Consider the following 17,399-nt stretch of genomic DNA (forward strand, 5'->3'; position numbering starts at 1 on the left):
TGAAACGTTCTACAATTCCGCTAGCTCAGCGGGGGCTGTGGGACGTTTTTTTGTATCCAAGCGATAAGCAGCCATCAAAAATTTGAGCATCTGCGGTCCGGCTATATTCGCGGCAATTCCGAATAGCTCGGAATGCACTGCTTTTCGGCATAGCAAATAAAATGCCGCGCCGCCGATGAGCTCAAAGGCAATGAACTCCTTCCATTTCCAGGCGGGAACAATGTATATTTCAAATTCTTCTTTTTTGGCAGCTCGTGTACGCAAAATGGGAGCCCTCCTGCTAATTAGGCGCATTACAACCGTAACTAGATTATGCGGAGCAGCTTATCCATCATTCGCAATGATTTCAATAAGTATAATAGGAGTGATTGCATTGAAGAAAACAGCCTTCGTAACCGGAGCAGATCGAGGAGTAGGCTTGGCCCTCGTGAAATGCTTGCTTGAGCTAGAATATGACGTTTTTGCTGGACAATATGCGGACCATGTACCGCAGCTTGATGAGTTAAAAGAAGCACATGCAGGTCGGCTGCAGGTGCTGCAGCTGGACATATCAAGTGATGAGAGTGTGGCGAGGGCGTTCGCGGCAACAGCTGCAAGGACGGATCAGCTGGACCTATTAATCAATAACGGAGCGATATTGGGAGATATTACAGCAACGGTGCTGGATCCGCTTCATTACGCGGAGATGCTTGATGTTTTTAATGTGAATACTCTAGGCAGCTTGCGGTTGAGTCAGACCTTTATGCCGCTCCTGCTCAAGGGAGAATCAAAGTTTCTGCTCAATATTTCGTCGGAGGCGGGCAGCATAAGTGATTGCTACCGGGACAGCTGGTATGCGTATTGTATGTCAAAGGCAGCGCTGAACATGCAATCCAAGCTGATCCATAATGGCATTAAGCAGCACGGAGGCCGTGTACTGGTTGTGCACCCAGGCTGGGTGCAGACGTATATGCAGGGCAAGTTAGATGCTGCAGCGTCACTTACGCCTGAGCAATCGGCGTCCTCTATTCTAAAGCTAGTTGAAGCCCGCATAAGCTTGGATGCTGTGGCAGCAGATTGTGAATACGTGGATTATGCAGGCAATGCGCTGAATTGGTAGAAGCTTGAGACGCGGATTGGATTGTGCAGCTGAGGCTAGCGCAAGAGCTCACTTCAATAAACCAGCCGATTCAGCATTCGCTGGATCAGCTGGCTCGTTACGAATGAGTCATTATTTAGCAGCAAGCAGTTGACGGAAAGAGCGGCGCAGGATGAATATCATGAGATCGATATCCTTCTGCGTTACAATTAATGGAGGAACGAGGCGAATGGTAGATGAATTCAGTGCATTGATAAGCAGTCCCTCACGCATACAAATCGCAGCAAGCTCATCAGCGGTGTTCTCAGGTACGTCAAATGCGAGCAGAAGTCCTTTGCCGCGAATATTCGCAATCGGAAATTCGTGAGAAAGATCACGAAGGCTGCCTTCTAGAAATTGGCCTTGCAGCTTAGCGTTGTTTGCCAAGTTTTGCTCCAGCAGTTCCTGAAGCACGGCATAACCTGCGGCCATGGCAAGCGGGGCTCCTGTATAGGTTCCGCCTTGATCTCCCGGCTCAAATAAGTCATATTTGCTTTTTGTCAGCATCGCCGCTAACGGAAAGCCAGCACCAATGCCTTTGCCTAAGGTGATGACATCAGGCATAATACCGTAATGCTCATAAGCGAACAGCTTGCCTGTTCTGCCCATCCCCGTCTGTATTTCATCAAATATTAACAGCATGCCGTACATATCGCATATCTTACGCAATCCGAACAAATACGCTTCATCTACGGAATGAACGCCGCCTTCCCCTTGCACGAGCTCGACCATAATTGCACAGGTGTTGTTCGTAACCGCAGCAAAGCAAGCATCAAGGTCATTAATAGGTACATGTTTAAAGCCTTCGACCTTAGGAGCGTATAGATCCTTCCACTTTGCTTTCCCAGTTGCAGACATCATAGCTAGCGAGCGTCCGTGGAAGCTGTTCGTTAACGTAATAATCTCATATGCTCCATTCAAATTAACAGAGCCATGTTTTCTTGCCAGCTTAATTGCACTTTCATTCGCCTCAGCACCGCTGCTTACAAAAAAAGCTTTATCCATACCGCTGACGCTGGTCAGCGTCTCGGCGAATTCAATCATTGGTTTATTATAGTAACCGGGGCTTGCATGAACAAGCGTTGAAGCTTGACGTGACAATGCCTCCTGCAATACAGCAGGGGAATGCCCCAAGCTTGCAACCGCCCAGCCGCCGACAAAATCCAAGTAACGATTTCCATCCGTATCCCACAAAAACATACCCTTGCCTTTTTCCATCACGACGCTGGGACGGTGCGCCGTAAAAAGAACCGATTTCTCCGCCGTTTCTAATAATGCCTTTGTTGCTGACTTTTCCATCTGAATCATTTACGAGCCTCCCGGTTATTCATTGTATTGCATAAATATACAACATTAAGAATAAAGATTCAACCACTTTGCTTGAATTTTCTTAAAGACAACAGAATGTAGGGAAGTGGACAACAAAAATGCAAACAAAGAGGAGAGATCACGATGTGGAATGGTGATTCTTATTTAACGAAGCTATATGACGAAGCCATTGCTCGGCATCAACAGCTTCGAACTCTGCAGCTCCGAAATGAACGCAGGCCGAAGCTGAAATCAGCGCTGCGAGAGTTGGTAGGCCAGTTCGAGCCTAATCCCGCACATATACCGAAGGTGCTTGAGCGCGTTCAATGCGATGGATATGTTCGCGAACGGGTGGAGCTGTCGGCTACGCCAGAGCTGACCTTTGCCGCGTATGTGCTTATTCCGAGTGATGTGCAGGGGCCGCAGCCGAGTGTGCTGGCACTGCATGGTCATGGTTATGGGAGCAGACAAATTGTTGGTTTGCGGCAGGATGGATCACAAGATGATGAAGACCCGGGCATCCATCAGCATTTTGCTATTCAGCTCGTGAAACGGGGCATGGTCGTGATCGCACCAGACGTCATCGGCTTCGGCGAACGCAGGCTCCATGCCGATCTGGCGCTTAATCCAGATACGCCAAGCTCGTGCTACCGGCTGTCGACGCAGCTGATGATGCTTGGCAAGACATTGACCGGCCTGCGCGTATCAGAAGCGTTAAAAGCATTTCATTATTTGTCTACGCGTAAAGAGGTTGATGCTGATCGGATTGGCCTCATGGGTTTTTCTGGCGGAGGTTTAATTGGGTTTGTGACGGCCGTGCTGGAAGCGCGCATAAATGCAACGGTATTGACTGGCTTCGCGAGCACAGTCAAAGACAGCATCTTTGCCGTTCATCATTGCATTGATAATTACACGCCAAGTTTACTCGTTCACGCGGAGCTGCCGGAATTAATCGGATTAATTGCTCCGCGTCCGTTATTTCTTGAATCTGGAGAAAATGATCCAATTTTTCCGGTGGCAGGCTTTCGGAAGGCGGCAGCAGAGATTCAGGCCATTTATGAGGCGGATGGAGCTGGTGACAAGCTTCTAACGGACGTATTTCCGGGCAAGCATGAAATAAGCGGCCGACTGGCTTACGATTGGTTGAAGCAAACGTTATCGCCTTAAATTACGTCGTATATTGCTTGCGAAACTTCGTAGGCGGCAACCCGATTTGCTGCGTAAAGCAATTGGAGAAGTAGGGAACATTTTCAAATCCAACATATTGCGCGATTTCTGCGATCGGCCATTCTGTTTTGAGCAGCAGCAGCTTGGCTTGCTCAAGCCGATATTTGGACAAATAGTCGATAGGTGTCATGCCATACACCTGCTTCATGCAGCGGGTAATGTAGTTATAGTGAAAATTGAGAGCTTCAGCCATCGTTTTGCTTGAAATTTCAAATCGATAATTATTTTTTATATAAGCCTCCGCTTTCTCAGCTAGAGTGACAATGGGGCTTGTATAGCTGTCATTTTGCCGCAGGTCCATCATGCGCAGCAGCTCCTCGAATGTCTGCTGCTGCGTCCAGAATGCACTCGACTGACGCTCTCCTCCAGCTTTGTTCAGCGTACGCATTAATCGAAACGCTTGCTCTGGATAGGGGAGCGTCCATGCTTTCTGCAGGTGAAGGGAGTAAGGAGAAGTTAGAAAACGATTGTAATGCTCTTCTTGGTTAATGCCTGAGTGATCGAGCTCCGTTTGCTGCCATTCCCCCACCGCTTGAAAATGAACCCAGTAAAAGCGTGTTTTTTCCTCGGAAGGCTTTACGGAATAGTGATAGCGGTCAGGCAGCAGAAGCAAGGTTTGCCCGTCTGTTAATTGCCATTTCCGCTCATCCTCGCCTATAAATAAGCAGCCATGTTCTATGATAAGAAGATCAAATACGCCTAGCTGCTTCCGGCTCGGATGCTGATCGCCCCGTTCGTGATTCGTAACGCCGCTCTCTAAGTAATAAGGAAGCGGAGGGGCTGCAAAATAAATATGCTCCGATGCTGCTATCATAATCAATTACACTCCCTGCTTGTGTGAAATTTTATAAGTATTTAGTTATTTTCGTTTGTATTTAAGTTTTATTTTAACCCATAAAATAGAGATCAGCAGTATGAAGTTATTCATTTCGGAAGAGGGGTTTTAATAAATGGAGCAAATCGCAAGCAGGGACCATGCCAAACCCGTATCACTTAAGCAGATCAATATTCAAGATTCATTTTGGAATTATTATATTAATCTAGTTAGGGATGTTGTTGTACCCTATCAATGGGATGCTATAAATGATCAAGTAGAGGGAGCCGAACGAAGCGGAGCGGTTCGTAATTTTAAAATTGCGGCAGGTTTAGAAAAAGGTGATTTTTACGGCTTCGTATTTCAAGATACCGATGTAGCCAAATGGCTGGAGGCGGTCGCTTATTTGCTTGAGACAAAGCCAGATGCTGGTCTAGAGCAAATTGCTGACGAAATGATCGACATTATTGAAAAGGCGCAGCAGCCTGACGGTTATTTGAATACCTTCTATACGATTAAAGAGCCGGGCAAGAAGTGGACAAATTTGACAGAGTGCCATGAGCTTTATACCGCAGGCCATATGATCGAGGCTGGAGTAGCTTACTATAAAGCAACAGGCAAGAAGAAGCTGCTTGAAATTGTATGCCGCATCGCAGATGATATTGCTGTCGTGTTTGGTGATGGACCAGGTCAAATCGCAGGATATGACGGTCATCAAGAGATTGAGCTGGCGCTTGTGAAATTATATGAGACAACGGGTGAACGCAAATATTTAGAGCTGAGCAGCTACTTTATTGATAAGCGCGGCCAGCAGCCCAGCTTCTTCGAAGCAGAGGCTGACCGCAGGGGCAGAACTTCCCATTGGAGCAATAATAAAATTCATATCGAAGCGGATTATTTCCAAGCGCATTTGCCTGTTCGTGAGCAAGAAGCAGCGGTTGGCCATGCGGTACGTGTCGTTTATATGCTTGCGGGTATGGCGGATGTTGCACGCGAAACGAGCGACGAGTCTTTGCTTGCGGCATGCCGCAGATTGTGGGACAATATAGCCTCCAAGCAGATGTACATTACTGGCGGTATTGGATCAATGGCGCAGGGCGAAGCTTTTTCATTCGATTACGATCTGCCAAATGATACGGTATATTCAGAAACGTGCGCATCGATCGGCCTTATATTCTTCGCTCATCGCATGCTTCAGCTCGAGCCTAACAGCCGCTATGCGGATGTTATGGAGCGTGCTTTGTACAATACCGTTATTGCAGGCATGTCGCGCGACGGCAGACATTTCTTCTACGTGAATCCGCTGGAGGTAACGCCGGATGTATGTGAAGGAAGAAACAAAAACTTTAATCATGTGAAGCCTGTACGCCAAGAGTGGTTCGGCTGTGCATGCTGTCCGCCTAATATTGCTCGCTTGCTTGCCTCGCTTGGCGAATATTTGTATTCCACAAAAGGTAATACCATTTATTCGCATTTGTATATCGGCGGAGAAATGGAGCTTTCATTAGGAGATACAAAAATCAAGCTTCATCAGCAATCCAATATGCCTTGGGCAGGTTCAGCACGTTTTGAGGTGACACTCGGCGAGCCGGCTGTATTCACTTTGGCGCTGCGTATACCAGACTGGTCTTCCAATGCAGCGGTACTCATAAACGGAGAAGCCTATTCCATTACGAATCAAATCGTGGACGGCTATGCGCGAATTGACCGGGAGTGGACGTCCGGCGACGTTGTGGAGCTTGCACTCGATATGCCTATATTACGAGTAAGAAGCCATCCGCTAGTGAAGCAAAATGCTGGAAAGGTAGCGCTGCAGCGCGGACCGCTCGTCTATTGCCTAGAGGAAGCGGACAACGGAAAGCAGCTTCAGCAGCTACTTCTGCCGCAGGATGCCAAGCTGGAGGAAACGTTTGAACAACATCTGATTGGCGGCATCCAAGTCATTAAGGCGCAGGCGCTGAAGCTTCAATTCGAGGATTGGGGCACTCAGCTTTACCGCACCAACGCAGACGCAGCTCTTGAGCAGACGGATGTTACGTTTATTCCCTATTACGCATGGGCGAATCGCGGCAAAGGCGAGATGGCGGTATGGGTGAAGGAACGTATATAGACAACTTGGAATTCCAGCATTTTTGAACGGAAAATAAGAACATAGCTTGTCATTGCTAACCGGAAATTATTCGGGAGTAATCGCTTATCGCTCCCTGAAAAACTCGATAGCTTACGAAACAGCGGACGCTTATGACATGAACAACACGAAGATTACCCATGAAGTCATCAGACAAGCTGGGGTCGATTATATCAAATGGATTCTGTACAACACGAAAGTGCCGGACTACGACATCCGTCTGGCGTACATGTCGACTCCGACCAAAGACAGCTACAAGGCCAAAGGTCTAGACAAGAAGATCGAGGAAGTAAACGCGAAAGCGAAAGAGCAAGGCATTGAATAAGATTAGATAGCGAGAAGGCCATTCACGGTGGGGAGACCCGACTTGATGGCCTTTTTTCTGCTCCGTAAATTTTCCATACCGCCATCTGTAGATTGTCCTGTTCACTCAACACTCCTTATTTGTTACATTAGTAGAAGCAATATAGAATGCGCTTACTTTTTCGCGCGGCAAGGGGGCGGCATGTTCGGATCGTTAAGATATCAGACTAGTATATTTTTGACATTGTCCATCTTCCTGTTCTCCGTGATTACGATCGTTAACGTCATTCATTATTTCCGTAATGAATCGTTGATCGAAAACGATATGGCGCAAAACAAGCAGCAGACGACGATCAAGCTTCAGGAGCAAGTCGACGACATGCTGGAGGAAATGGACAAGCTTTCAATCTCCGTCAATGCATCCGACTCGATTTTGGGTGTGCTGAAGGGGATCGCGTCCAATTCCGAGGAGAACTACTTCACCGCACACCCGGAAATTAGTGCGGAAGTGCGCAATACACTGCTATCCTTCACGTCGCTGCAGCCGCTCAAAGGACGAATTAGCATCGTCAGTCGCTTCGGCGATTATTTGGGATTAAGCAATAAGATGGACAATGTGAAAGCCGACAAATTCCAAGTTCGCGCCATGCCTATGTTTCGAGAATACTTGAACATGGACGATTATAAACGGTTTTTACCGCCCCATCCTGATCCATGGTCCGAATCGGGAGATAAGGTCGTCTCGATCGTACGTCCGCTTAGGGATAACTACAATGTGTACGGATACGTGGAGGTCAGCTATTCGGTAAAAGAGCTGGAAAACCTCTTTTTCTTCCGCAACGACCTGTCCTTCGGCAACGTGCTTATTCTCGGTCCCGACCGCAGCGAATTGTTCAGCAGCTTAAGTCCGGACATTGCCGGCAATATTGAGGAGAACGACCGCTTGAAGATGCTGTTGGATGAAGAATTCGGGCATTTTCAGATGCAGTTTTCCGGGACAAACGAGATGGTGTTTTATTCGAAGCTGACGGAGGTGGATTGGACGGTGCTGCTGATCGAGGACGTATCCGTTTACCGCAGGCCTATCGCGTATTTGCGCCATAGTTCCGTTACGATTTTTTTGGCGGTGATGGCCGTATTGTTGCTGGCGCTCTATCTCTATACCAGCCGCGTGACAAGACCGCTAAGTAGACTGAAGGATTCTCTGGCTAATGTCGATCTTGCGAAGCTGGAGCTGCTCCCCTCGAAGCTGAGAACCCGCAACGAAATTACACTGCTCGGCTTGGCGTTTCAGGGCTTGCTCGACGAGCTGAAGCGGACGATGCGCCAAGAGGAGGTGGCCAAGCAACGAGAGATGGTCGCGCAGATGAACGCGCTGCAAGCGCAGGTCAACCCTCACTTCCTCCATAATACGCTGACGGTAATCGCGGCCAATGGCAGAAGCTCAGGCAATCCGAAGGTGGTGGAAATGTGCATCGCGCTTTCGGATATGCTTCGCTACACGATGAAGTTCGACCGAAAGGATTCCACCGTCGGGGCGGAGATGGAACATGTGGAGCAATATTTAACTTTGATGCGGAGCAAGTACGAAGGATTTCTGGAGATCGAAATGAACATCGATCAGGCGATCGGTCCCGTTTCCATTCCGCGATTATCTTTGCAGCCTCTCGTCGAAAACGCATTCCAGCACGGATTCGCGGGAATCGAACCGCCATGGAAGCTTGCCGTGTCGGGTACGGTCGGCGAAAGCACGTGGACCGTCTCTATCGCCGATAATGGAATCGGCTTGTCGCCGGAGCTGCTGGAGAGAGTACGACAGCAAATCGGGCGACTCCGAGACGACCCCGGAGCGGAAACGGATCGTCTTGCTGAAGTGGCAGAAGCGGATGGAGGCTTGTCGATACGCGAGGGCAATGGCATCGGCCTGGCGAATGTGGTTGCCCGACTATACTTATTTTATGGCGAGGCCGTCGAGGTTCGGGTGGATCAATCTCCGGCCGGCGGCACGGTATTTACAATAACGGGGAGGCGATAAGGCATGAACCGAATTATGCTCATTGAAGACGAACCGCCTATCCTTCAAATGATTAAGGGAATGATCGAGTCTTCTCCCCAAGGCTTTGCCGTATCGCATATGGCGTTCAACGGTGCGAAAGCGCTAAAGCTGCTGGAGGACGGAGCGAAGCCGGACTTGATCGTGACAGATATCCGGATGCCGGTTATGGACGGGCTTCAATTGATGAGGGTGCTGTCCGGTAGAGGGTACGAGATCCCTTGCATCATCTTGTCCGGATACAGCGACTTTAACTACGCCCGCGAAGCCCTGCAGCAAAACGCATGGGATTATTTGCTTAAGCCGCTGAAAGAAGACCATCTGGAGCAAGCGCTGGCCAAAGCTTCCGTCATGCTTCGCAAGCGCAAATCTAAAGCGGAACGAGCCTATATAAAGCGGGCATTGCAGCTCTCTGATGACTTTGGAGAGGAACCCGCTAATCCGGGGTATCTGCATTATCAGCTGCTGCTTATAAGGAGAGGACCCTACCGGACAGGCGCTTGGGAAGATCGGCTGCCTTCGCCAGGCGACTTCTATAGCCAATGGGATGATGACGCCATGGAGGCGGAGATAAGCCCCGAATGGAAAGCGGATCCCGTATGGTGGATGAGCGGTTGGGCGTCGAATGAGAGAATCATGGTTCGCGCCTTAATGGGCCCCAAATCGGGAAACGTTCACCGGGAGGCTGCGGAATCCATGCTGGCTGCATGGACATCCCGTGCGAAAGCGGATGAAGGGGTTGTTAATATGGCCGTCTCCGAGCCTGTTGCCGAGGAGAATCTCGCGGTTACGCTTCGTAAGCTCAGGGAAGCATTGGCCCGTGAGACGAGATTCGGCGAAGCGCGTGTATGGATGCAAGGCGATATGCGGCGTCCTAGCTTCGTCTTGTCGTCTGAGCTGGATCAAGCCTGCCGCAGTCTGACTCATTCGGCCTACTATGAATCGTTCGAGAAGGCTATGCAAGGATGGGTCAGAGAGTGGCGTAAAGAAGGCTACGGGCAGCCCGAGGTGGAGAGCTTATTCGCAGCGATCGTCCGTTCCTTCCATGCACATTGGCCGAAGGAAATCGCTTCGACAATGGCCGCTTTTGATGCGAACGAGCTTTTATCCGTCTGCCGAACACTGGATGAAGCGGTAAAACAGTTCTGCGGATATATGAAGGAGGGATATGCGGCTTTGGCCAAGAGCCGCCCGGACCGTTCGGCAAAAGACTTGATGGAAAGCGTCCGGCGTTACTTGGACGAACACTTCATGGAGCCGATCGGAAGCGACAAGCTTCAGCAAGTGTTCGGCTATAACAAAACGTATATCTCAAACGTGTTCAGCGACGTAGTCGGCATGCCGCCTGGAAAATATTTGGCGAAGCTCCGCATTGACAAAGCGATCGCGCTCATCCATGATCGGCCGGAGCTGTCGCTCCGCCAGATCGCGGAGCTCGTCGGTTACGAAGACAGTCTGTACTTCAGCAAAGTATTCAAAAACGCGACGGGGATCAGCCCTAGGGAATACAAGGATAGGAGGGCGAAGGATGGGCAGAACGGGGGCTTGTAACGGGCAGTTCATCCGTACGAGTGTTATACTGATGCTCGTCTTCGCTGCGCTCCTCTTCGGATGCAGCACAGGAAATAATGAGACGGAGGTCGCACTGGGCAAGTCGCAGGCGATTACGCTAACGCTGATGGGCAACCAGGATTGGACGGTCAAGCCGATTCTGAAGCGGGCTATCGCGCTCTACGAGGAGCAGACCGGCAACCGGATCGAGCTGCAGGCTCTTCCGATCGATACAGTCGATACATTAATCAGCAAGAGGGTCGCGATTGGCGAAATTACGGACCTGGTCATGCACTTCGGAGGGGCTGCGCTCAGCGACTTGCATCCGGAGCGTAACTTCGTCGATATGAGCGGTGAGGACTGGGTGGCAGACCTAACCGAAGAGGTGAAGCCGCGCCTGTCGAAGGACGGCAAGCTGTACGGCTTGCCCCTATGGATGGCCTCCACCAGTGGGACTTTATATAATAAACGCATATTTGAAAAGCTGGGCTTGCGGGTTGCTGAGACGCAGGAGGAATTTTTTTCCTTATGCAAGAGGCTGTTTGAGGCAGGCATCGTTCCGGTCTATTTGGCTAGCAAAGACGTATGGCCGCTAATGCCTCAATTCGGCATGGATTATGCAGCCAAACGAACGCCGGGTTTGGTGGAAGCGCTGAATTCGAACCAAGTGAATTTGGCCGACGTGCCGGCTGTCCAGGAAGTCGTAGATTGGTACAAGACGATGTATGATCATGGGTATTTCGGTAGCAATTCGGCCAGCAACAACTGGGACGGCTTGCCGACCGCGCTGCATAGCGGCGATTACGCTATGGTCATGTCATGGGACGATTATTTGTATTCCGATCTGGACGAGAAATATCCCGGTTTGGCAGGCGATTTTGGGATAATGCCCCTCTTCGTAGGCGGCAAGGACGCCAAGCTGTACGAAGGACCGAATGCAGCCATGCTTATGGTCAACAAAAACGGCAGCCATGCCGAGGAGGCGATGCAGTTCATCCGTTTCCTTGCACAGCCCTCCGTGCTGAATGACATTTACCGCGATCTGAAGACGGGAACGTATTTCTACAGCGTGACGACGAATCAGCCAACCCCTCAATATGTGGAGAACAAGGAGCAGATCGATCGTCACACTTCTCCCTCCGTCACTCCGTTTATCGTAGGCTACAGCCAGTATGAGATGGCCAAGTGGGTCCGGCAAGCGATGACAGGCGCCATTACGACCCGGGAGGCGCTCACCGGTATGGACAATTACCGCAAGCAAGCCGCGATTGATCGCGGCATCCCCGAGTTCCAATATCCCCGCTAAAACGATGTAAGATTTCCATATCGACTCATGTGGAATGTCCATAGGTGCCCCCTTCGGCGCATGTTATGCTTGTTTTGCAAGCGCTTTATACATGCTCGAAGGGGGTTTATTCATGAAGAAACCAGTCAACAAAGCTTATTCGTTGCTAAGCGTGCTCCTCGTATTTGCCATGACGCTGGCCGCGTGCGGCACATCGAACGGGGACGGCGAGCCAAATGCCAGTACACCGGCTGAAAGCGACAAGCCGTCCGCGACGGTGAGCGGCGAGGAGTCTGTCACCTTGAAATTTTGGACGTGGCATCCGTCCGCGGATCTCTACAAGCCGGTTATCGAGAAATTCGAAGAAACGCATCCGGGCATTAAAGTCGAGCTTACGGTAATGGAGAGCAAAGACTTCCAGACGAAGATGCCGATGGCCCTCAGCACGCAGGAAGACCTGGATGTCGTAGGCGTTCAGACCGGGGCGATGCCGAAGCAAATCCAGGCGGATCTGCTGCCGCTGGAGGAGCTGCTGTCCGAAGCGCGGCCAGATTGGCAATCGGTCATTAACGAGAACAGCGTCGCGCAAGCGAAGTCCCAGGCGGACAGCCTGAAGTTCTTACCGATGGCTTCTGTCGGCTCTATGGTTATGTATTACAACAAAGACATTTTGAATGAGCTTGGTCTGCCGGCACCGCAAACCTACGCGGAGTTGAAGGACGTATCCGATAAGCTTCGCGAGACGAAGAGCGACAAGTTGTCCGTAGCCGTCGGCGGCAAGGACGCATGGATTTTGGATGAGCTCGTCTGGACGATCGCCGGTCAGCAATCCGACCTGTTCAACCAGTGGCGATACAACGGCAAGAAGCTGGACGGACCCGAGTTTACGCAGGCAGTTGCTAGCTTCCAGAAAATTTTCGTTGACGGCATCATAAGCAAAGACGACGTACTCGATATGGACTATACGTCTTCCCGTACCGCCTTTACTTCCGGCCAAGCGGCGTTTTTTATCCAAGGCACTTGGGAGGCGAACCTGCTGCTGGAGAGCTTCCGCAAGTCCAACCAAGTGGACGTGGGCGACGTAGGAGTCCTGCCTATTCCGGCCATCGAAGCAAACGGCAAACCGTCGATCCGATCCTTCATCGATCTCGGCATCGGCATACCGGCGCATTCCAAACATCCGAAGGAAGCGATGCAGCTGATCGACTTCCTCGTATTCGGCGAAGGCAACGACATGCTCGCCTCGACGTTCGCCTTCTCGACCAACAAGACGGGCTTCGCGCCGGATGCTTCTCTTCTGACGACACCGACGGCGCAGCAATCCTATAAGACGTTAACCGATCTGCTCAGCTTCCCGACGGCCGACCGGAACAACAATTCCCCGTTCTCCGATGTCGCGGGCCAACAGCTTCAGAAGCTGCTCATAAGCAGCCAGACACCTGAAGAGACGGCCAAAGCGATTGAAAAAGAATTTCAGACGGGCAAATACCCGAACGAATGATAGCCCGGTAGGAGCGGCATGTCGCTGCTCCTGTCCTGCTAAGGAGGGAGTGTGCATCTTATGAAAATCACAGGCAGGGAACATGTAGTCGGGTTTATGTTTATCGCTCCGCTGCTGCTTTTGTTTTCCGTTTTTTTGGTTTATGGATTTTATTTTATCGTGCATGCCAGCTTCTACGACCAGACGCTGTCGTTCAGGGATGCGACGTTCGTGGGCTGGGACAACTATGTCACCGCATTGTCGGACAACCGATTTTTGCGCTCTATTGTCAACAATTTGGCTTATTCGGCGGCCGCCATTCTCATCAGCTTGTCGGTCGGATTTTTGGTATCCGTCGTTTTGAATATGGGGATCAGAGGCTCTAAGCTGCTGGGATCGCTGTTTTTTATCCCGTCTTTCATGCCGCTGGCTCTGATCGCGATGGTATTCTCCATCATGCTGGAGTTTCGCTTTGGCACGCTGAATCAGCTGCTGCACGGCATCGGTCTCGATTTCCTTGCCCAACGGTGGTTAAGCGATCCGACGCTCGCTTACATGTCCATCATCTCCATCTCTGTGTTTCTAATCGGGCTACCCATGATGTACTATAACGCAGATATGACGACGATTAATGCCGGCATACTCGAAGCGGCCGTTATCGATGGAGTGGGACTTGGACGTATGCTGTGGAGCGTTATGTTTCCGCTGCTCAAGAACGCCCATAAAACGATAATATTGTCTACGCTGCTCGGGAGCTTCCGTGAATTCGAAAGGGTGTTCCTGCTTACGCAAGGCGGTCCGGCGGGCACAACGGAGAATTCGAGCGTCTATATCTATTCCTTTGCCCGGTCCGCCGGGGCGAATATCGGTTACGTCTGCGCGGCATCCGTCATCGTGCTCCTTATCGCTTTGGGGATATCCGTCATCCAGCTTATCGCTTATCGTCCTCGGACGGGAAAGGGGGGACGGGCATGAATTTCGCTCTCGCAAACCGCAAGCAGAAGAGAATCATTAGCGTATTTTTGTATGCTTTCGCTCTTGTTTGGCTGTTTCCGTTTTATACCGCTATCCGCAATTCGCTGAAAGTGAACGGGTTTCAGAATTACGTCGATTTGTTCACCAGCGATTTGAACGGCATTTCGCTTATAGGCACGTTCTGGAACTCGGCGCTTATTGCTAGCGGCTCGACATTTCTGCTGCTGTCGATAGGCGCGCTTGCTGCCTTCGCCTTCTCCAAGCTTCGATTTTTCGCGAAGGAAGCCATTTATGTATCGGTTCTACTATGTCTGGCCGTACCTGGCGTCGTCATTTTGATTCCATTTTATTATATTTTGAAAAACTTGGATCTCTACAATACGCTTTGGGCAGTCATCTTCTCGGAAGCGGTTCTTACGCTGCCGTTCGCCGTCCTGATGCTGCGGAACTACTACGACAATCTGCCGCCCGAGCTGATGGAGTCGGCTTCGATCGACGGTGCTTCCAAGCTGCAGGCGTTCATACACATTTATTTGCCGCTATCCATCCCTGCGCTAATTAATCTCGGGGTGCTTTCGATCATGTGGTCGTTCCAAGATTTTCTACTGCCGCTTATGTTCCTGACGGATAAGTCCGTGCTGACGGCTACGGTTGCCGTCAATACGCTAAAAGGCTTGTTCGGCTTTTCTCCCGCCGACCTGGGGAAATTCAACGCGGCGCTAGTTGTGCTGGGGATGCCGGGTGTCGTCATCTTTACGTTTGCGCGCAAGTTCATCACAAGTGGAATTACTTCTGGAGCAGTCAAAGATTAGGCAAATGCTAGCGAAGCCAAAGCGTTTAGGAGGATGGAACAATGCGACAGGAAGAACAGACGCAGGTTAATTATTACGTTAGCCTGCATGGGGACGACCGCGCTCCGGGAACGGAGAGAGAGCCGTTCGCCACCTTGGACCGGGCAAGAAGGGAACTTAGAAGTACGGGAACCGCGGGGGTGCGCTCGGCAACGGTATGGCTGCGGGAAGGCACACATTACGTGGGCGTGACGTTCGCGCTGACGGCGGAGGATTCCGGGACGGAAGAAGCTCCGATTCGCTACCGGGCCTACCCTGGCGAGCGTCCCGTCATTAGCGGAGGCATGCGGCTTCACGGGAAATGGGAGCCGTACCGGGACGGCATCTGGGTATGCGAAATCCCGGAGTGGCGAGGCGTCTCGAAGGAGAGCTTGTTCACCGAGCTGTACGTGAACGGCGCGAGGCAGATACGGGCACGCTATCCGAATACCTTAAATGGCGAACCTGCTTATTTGCGTCCTCTCCATGAACCGGCCACGTGGCCTCATGCCGAATTCGCCTTCGACCCCGCCACATTTACCGGCAAGGATTGGGCTCATCCGGAAGATGCGGTCGTACACATCTTCGGCAAAAACAGATGGGGCAACCTGCAATGGCGCGTGAAGAAAGTCGACCGTGAAGCGGGCTTCATACGTCTCGGCGACGGCGGCAATCAGATTAACGACATTATGCAAGGGGCCGATGGCACCGGCATCGACGAGCGTTCCGATTATTACATCGAGAACGTGTTCGAGGAGCTGGATGCGCCGGGCGAATGGTATGCGGACCGGGAATGTGGACATCTCTATTATTATCCGCCTGTCGGCCTCGATCTCCGTGCTGCCGTCGTGGAAGTGCCGGTCTTGGATGGTATCGTCTTATGCAGGGGAACGCAACGGAATCCCGTTCGGCATGTATCGTTTATCGGACTAGCCTTCAGGCATGCGGCACCGACTTACCTTCAAACTTACGAGGCGCCATCGCTTGGAGACTGGACGATCCATCGAGGAGGAGCCATCTTACTGGAAGGGGCGGAGCATTGCGAAATCGCGTATTGCCGCTTCGACGCCGTGGGTGGAAATGCCGTGTTCATGAGCCTGTACAACCGTGGGAACCGGGTACATGGCTGCTGGATGCATGACATCGGAGAAAGCGGCATTTGTCTGGTCGGCTCGAAGCCGCTCACGCTCGGTAGCCAGCATGCTTACCCTGCCGAAATTACGGTCAGCAACAACAAAATCCACGATATCGGCGTATACGGGAAGCAGACAGCCGGCGTGTTCATCTCGGTCAGCCGGGACAATATCGTCAGCCATAACGAAATATTCCGGCTGCCGCGAGCTGCTATCTGCATAAACGACGGCACTTGGGGCGGGCACGTCATTGAGTTTAACGATATCTACGACACGGTTAGGGAGACTGGGGATCACGGCCCCTTCAATTCATGGGGACGAGACCGATTCTGGTGCATGTCCCAATCCCACGGACCAGCGTCGCATGGCGCCGGGGATGTTTGTCTGGATGCCAGGAAGCCGGTCGTCATCCGCAACAATCGGTTCCGCGATCGCAAAGGATGGGGCATCGACCTGGATGACGGCTCTTCCAATTACGTCGTGCGGGAAAACTTGTGCATCGGCGTATCGATTAAACTGCGGGAAGGCGATCACCGAACGGTCGAAAACAATATTTTCGTGAACGGGGCCAATCCTCCCGGCATCCATATCGGATACGAGGGGAACAGCGACCGGTTCATCCGGAACATCGTCGTCGCGGACAGCGAATGGGACAACCCCGAGGTCGACATCGATTTCCAGAAAGGCGTGTCCAAAGGCGTATTGTATGAGTTCATCGGCCCTCCCGTTCATGGCGCGTGGGTGCGGGAACTGGATGGCAATGTATTCTACAACGATGTGGGACGGTTTCTTGCTAGAGTTCATTACCGTCCGTTAGGGAGCCGGACCGAGACGTACGAATGGTCCGATTGGCAAGCGATGGGTTGGGACGTCCATTCCGTATTTGGCGCCCCGTTGTTCATCGATCCCGAGGGAGGCGATTATCGCGTTAGACCGGAATCCCCCGCGTTGGCGCTTGGATTCCGCAACTTTCCGATGGATCAATTCGGCTTGGAAGATGACTTCCCTGACTTTGGCTGACTCGGATACTTAGGAGAGGAAGATGCGGACATCTGATCCGTTATTACGAGTCAATCTACCCGTTCCCGATTGAATCCGGACATCCGTTCCGATAACGAGGGTATTTTGTAAGATCGAACCCGTATTTCATTGGAATAACGGAATGGATGTCCGCTGAAGGTGGTGACGAGGCCAT

Annotated in this window: 14 protein-coding genes; 11 read left to right on the forward strand and 3 right to left on the reverse strand. The window is 51.3% G+C overall.

The features are described from left to right. Positions 1–9: 9 nt before the first annotated feature. On the reverse strand, positions 10–264 hold the full coding sequence (locus tag AC1DM9_RS25485) for a hypothetical protein (protein WP_339207608.1): 255 nt from the start codon (positions 262–264) through the stop codon (positions 10–12). A gap of 100 nt (positions 265–364) precedes the next feature. Here AC1DM9_RS25485 and AC1DM9_RS25490 point away from each other — a divergent pair, with 100 nt between their 5' ends. Continuing rightward, on the forward strand, positions 365–1,099 hold the full coding sequence (locus AC1DM9_RS25490) for an SDR family NAD(P)-dependent oxidoreductase (RefSeq protein ID WP_477509400.1): 735 nt from the start codon (positions 365–367) through the stop codon (positions 1,097–1,099). A gap of 111 nt (positions 1,100–1,210) precedes the next feature. On the opposite strand, the gene AC1DM9_RS25495 is transcribed toward AC1DM9_RS25490, so the two are convergent. Next, positions 1,211–2,425, reverse strand: a complete 1,215-nt coding sequence (locus AC1DM9_RS25495) for an aspartate aminotransferase family protein (protein ID WP_441908867.1) — start codon at positions 2,423–2,425, stop codon at positions 1,211–1,213. A gap of 144 nt (positions 2,426–2,569) precedes the next feature. Between AC1DM9_RS25495 and AC1DM9_RS25500 the strand changes: the two genes are divergently transcribed. Further along, positions 2,570–3,592, forward strand: a complete 1,023-nt coding sequence (locus AC1DM9_RS25500; protein ID WP_477582876.1) for a dienelactone hydrolase family protein — start codon at positions 2,570–2,572, stop codon at positions 3,590–3,592. A 1-nt stretch (position 3,593) separates the two neighbouring features. On the opposite strand, the gene AC1DM9_RS25505 is transcribed toward AC1DM9_RS25500, so the two are convergent. Continuing rightward, positions 3,594–4,466 carry a helix-turn-helix domain-containing protein gene (locus tag AC1DM9_RS25505; protein ID WP_477509398.1) on the reverse strand — a complete coding sequence of 291 codons (873 nt, stop codon included), beginning with the start codon at positions 4,464–4,466 and terminating at the stop codon, positions 3,594–3,596. 136 nt (positions 4,467–4,602) lie between these two features. Here AC1DM9_RS25505 and AC1DM9_RS25510 point away from each other — a divergent pair, with 136 nt between their 5' ends. From AC1DM9_RS25510 to AC1DM9_RS25550, 9 genes are all read left to right on the forward strand, one after another. Then, a complete protein-coding gene (locus AC1DM9_RS25510) occupies positions 4,603–6,576 on the forward strand; it encodes a glycoside hydrolase family 127 protein (protein ID WP_477582878.1) in 1,974 nt (657 codons plus the stop codon). Positions 6,577–6,712: 136 nt separating this feature from the next. Next, positions 6,713–6,919: a hypothetical protein gene (locus tag AC1DM9_RS25515; RefSeq protein ID WP_339207614.1), complete on the forward strand. Its 207-nt coding sequence runs from the start codon at positions 6,713–6,715 to the stop codon at positions 6,917–6,919. A gap of 180 nt (positions 6,920–7,099) precedes the next feature. Beyond that, the gene (locus tag AC1DM9_RS25520) at positions 7,100–8,932 is read left to right on the forward strand and encodes a sensor histidine kinase (protein ID WP_477582881.1); all 1,833 of its coding nucleotides are present in this window, start codon (positions 7,100–7,102) and stop codon (positions 8,930–8,932) included. A gap of 3 nt (positions 8,933–8,935) precedes the next feature. Continuing rightward, positions 8,936–10,501 (forward strand): response regulator transcription factor, encoded by a 1,566-nt coding sequence (locus AC1DM9_RS25525; RefSeq protein WP_477582883.1) that lies wholly within the window; start codon positions 8,936–8,938, stop codon positions 10,499–10,501. Further along, a complete protein-coding gene (locus AC1DM9_RS25530; RefSeq protein ID WP_477582885.1) occupies positions 10,479–11,807 on the forward strand; it encodes an ABC transporter substrate-binding protein in 1,329 nt (442 codons plus the stop codon). Before AC1DM9_RS25525 ends, AC1DM9_RS25530 begins: the two co-directional genes overlap by 23 nt. A 112-nt stretch (positions 11,808–11,919) precedes the next feature. Continuing rightward, the gene (locus tag AC1DM9_RS25535) at positions 11,920–13,287 is read left to right on the forward strand and encodes an ABC transporter substrate-binding protein (protein ID WP_339207618.1); all 1,368 of its coding nucleotides are present in this window, start codon (positions 11,920–11,922) and stop codon (positions 13,285–13,287) included. Between the two features lie 60 nt (positions 13,288–13,347). Continuing rightward, positions 13,348–14,241: a carbohydrate ABC transporter permease gene (locus AC1DM9_RS25540; RefSeq protein WP_477582888.1), complete on the forward strand. Its 894-nt coding sequence runs from the start codon at positions 13,348–13,350 to the stop codon at positions 14,239–14,241. Beyond that, a complete protein-coding gene (locus tag AC1DM9_RS25545; RefSeq protein WP_477582890.1) occupies positions 14,238–15,053 on the forward strand; it encodes a carbohydrate ABC transporter permease in 816 nt (271 codons plus the stop codon). Before AC1DM9_RS25540 ends, AC1DM9_RS25545 begins: the two co-directional genes overlap by 4 nt. A 41-nt stretch (positions 15,054–15,094) precedes the next feature. After that, positions 15,095–17,224, forward strand: coding sequence for a right-handed parallel beta-helix repeat-containing protein (locus AC1DM9_RS25550; protein WP_477582892.1), 2,130 nt, complete (start codon positions 15,095–15,097; stop codon positions 17,222–17,224). Positions 17,225–17,399 lie beyond the last annotated feature (175 nt).

Source organism: Paenibacillus sp. 01T431 (genome assembly GCF_056398625.1).

What these genes read in the sequence shown, in the direction of transcription:
- AC1DM9_RS25545 (WP_477582890.1), top strand. Translation starts at nt 14,238, where the DNA reads ATGAATTTCGCTCTCGCAAACCGCAAGCAGAAGAGAATCATTAGCGTA.
- AC1DM9_RS25540 (WP_477582888.1), top strand. Translation starts at nt 13,348, where the DNA reads ATGAAAATCACAGGCAGGGAACATGTAGTCGGGTTTATGTTTATCGCT.
- AC1DM9_RS25495 (WP_441908867.1), bottom strand. Translation starts at nt 2,425, where the DNA reads ATGATTCAGATGGAAAAGTCAGCAACAAAGGCATTATTAGAAACGGCG.
- AC1DM9_RS25500 (WP_477582876.1), top strand. Translation starts at nt 2,570, where the DNA reads ATGTGGAATGGTGATTCTTATTTAACGAAGCTATATGACGAAGCCATT.
- AC1DM9_RS25520 (WP_477582881.1), top strand. Translation starts at nt 7,100, where the DNA reads ATGTTCGGATCGTTAAGATATCAGACTAGTATATTTTTGACATTGTCC.
- AC1DM9_RS25530 (WP_477582885.1), top strand. Translation starts at nt 10,479, where the DNA reads ATGGGCAGAACGGGGGCTTGTAACGGGCAGTTCATCCGTACGAGTGTT.
- AC1DM9_RS25535 (WP_339207618.1), top strand. Translation starts at nt 11,920, where the DNA reads ATGAAGAAACCAGTCAACAAAGCTTATTCGTTGCTAAGCGTGCTCCTC.
- AC1DM9_RS25515 (WP_339207614.1), top strand. Translation starts at nt 6,713, where the DNA reads ATGAACAACACGAAGATTACCCATGAAGTCATCAGACAAGCTGGGGTC.
- AC1DM9_RS25525 (WP_477582883.1), top strand. Translation starts at nt 8,936, where the DNA reads ATGAACCGAATTATGCTCATTGAAGACGAACCGCCTATCCTTCAAATG.
- AC1DM9_RS25550 (WP_477582892.1), top strand. Translation starts at nt 15,095, where the DNA reads ATGCGACAGGAAGAACAGACGCAGGTTAATTATTACGTTAGCCTGCAT.
- AC1DM9_RS25505 (WP_477509398.1), bottom strand. Translation starts at nt 4,466, where the DNA reads ATGATAGCAGCATCGGAGCATATTTATTTTGCAGCCCCTCCGCTTCCT.
- AC1DM9_RS25510 (WP_477582878.1), top strand. Translation starts at nt 4,603, where the DNA reads ATGGAGCAAATCGCAAGCAGGGACCATGCCAAACCCGTATCACTTAAG.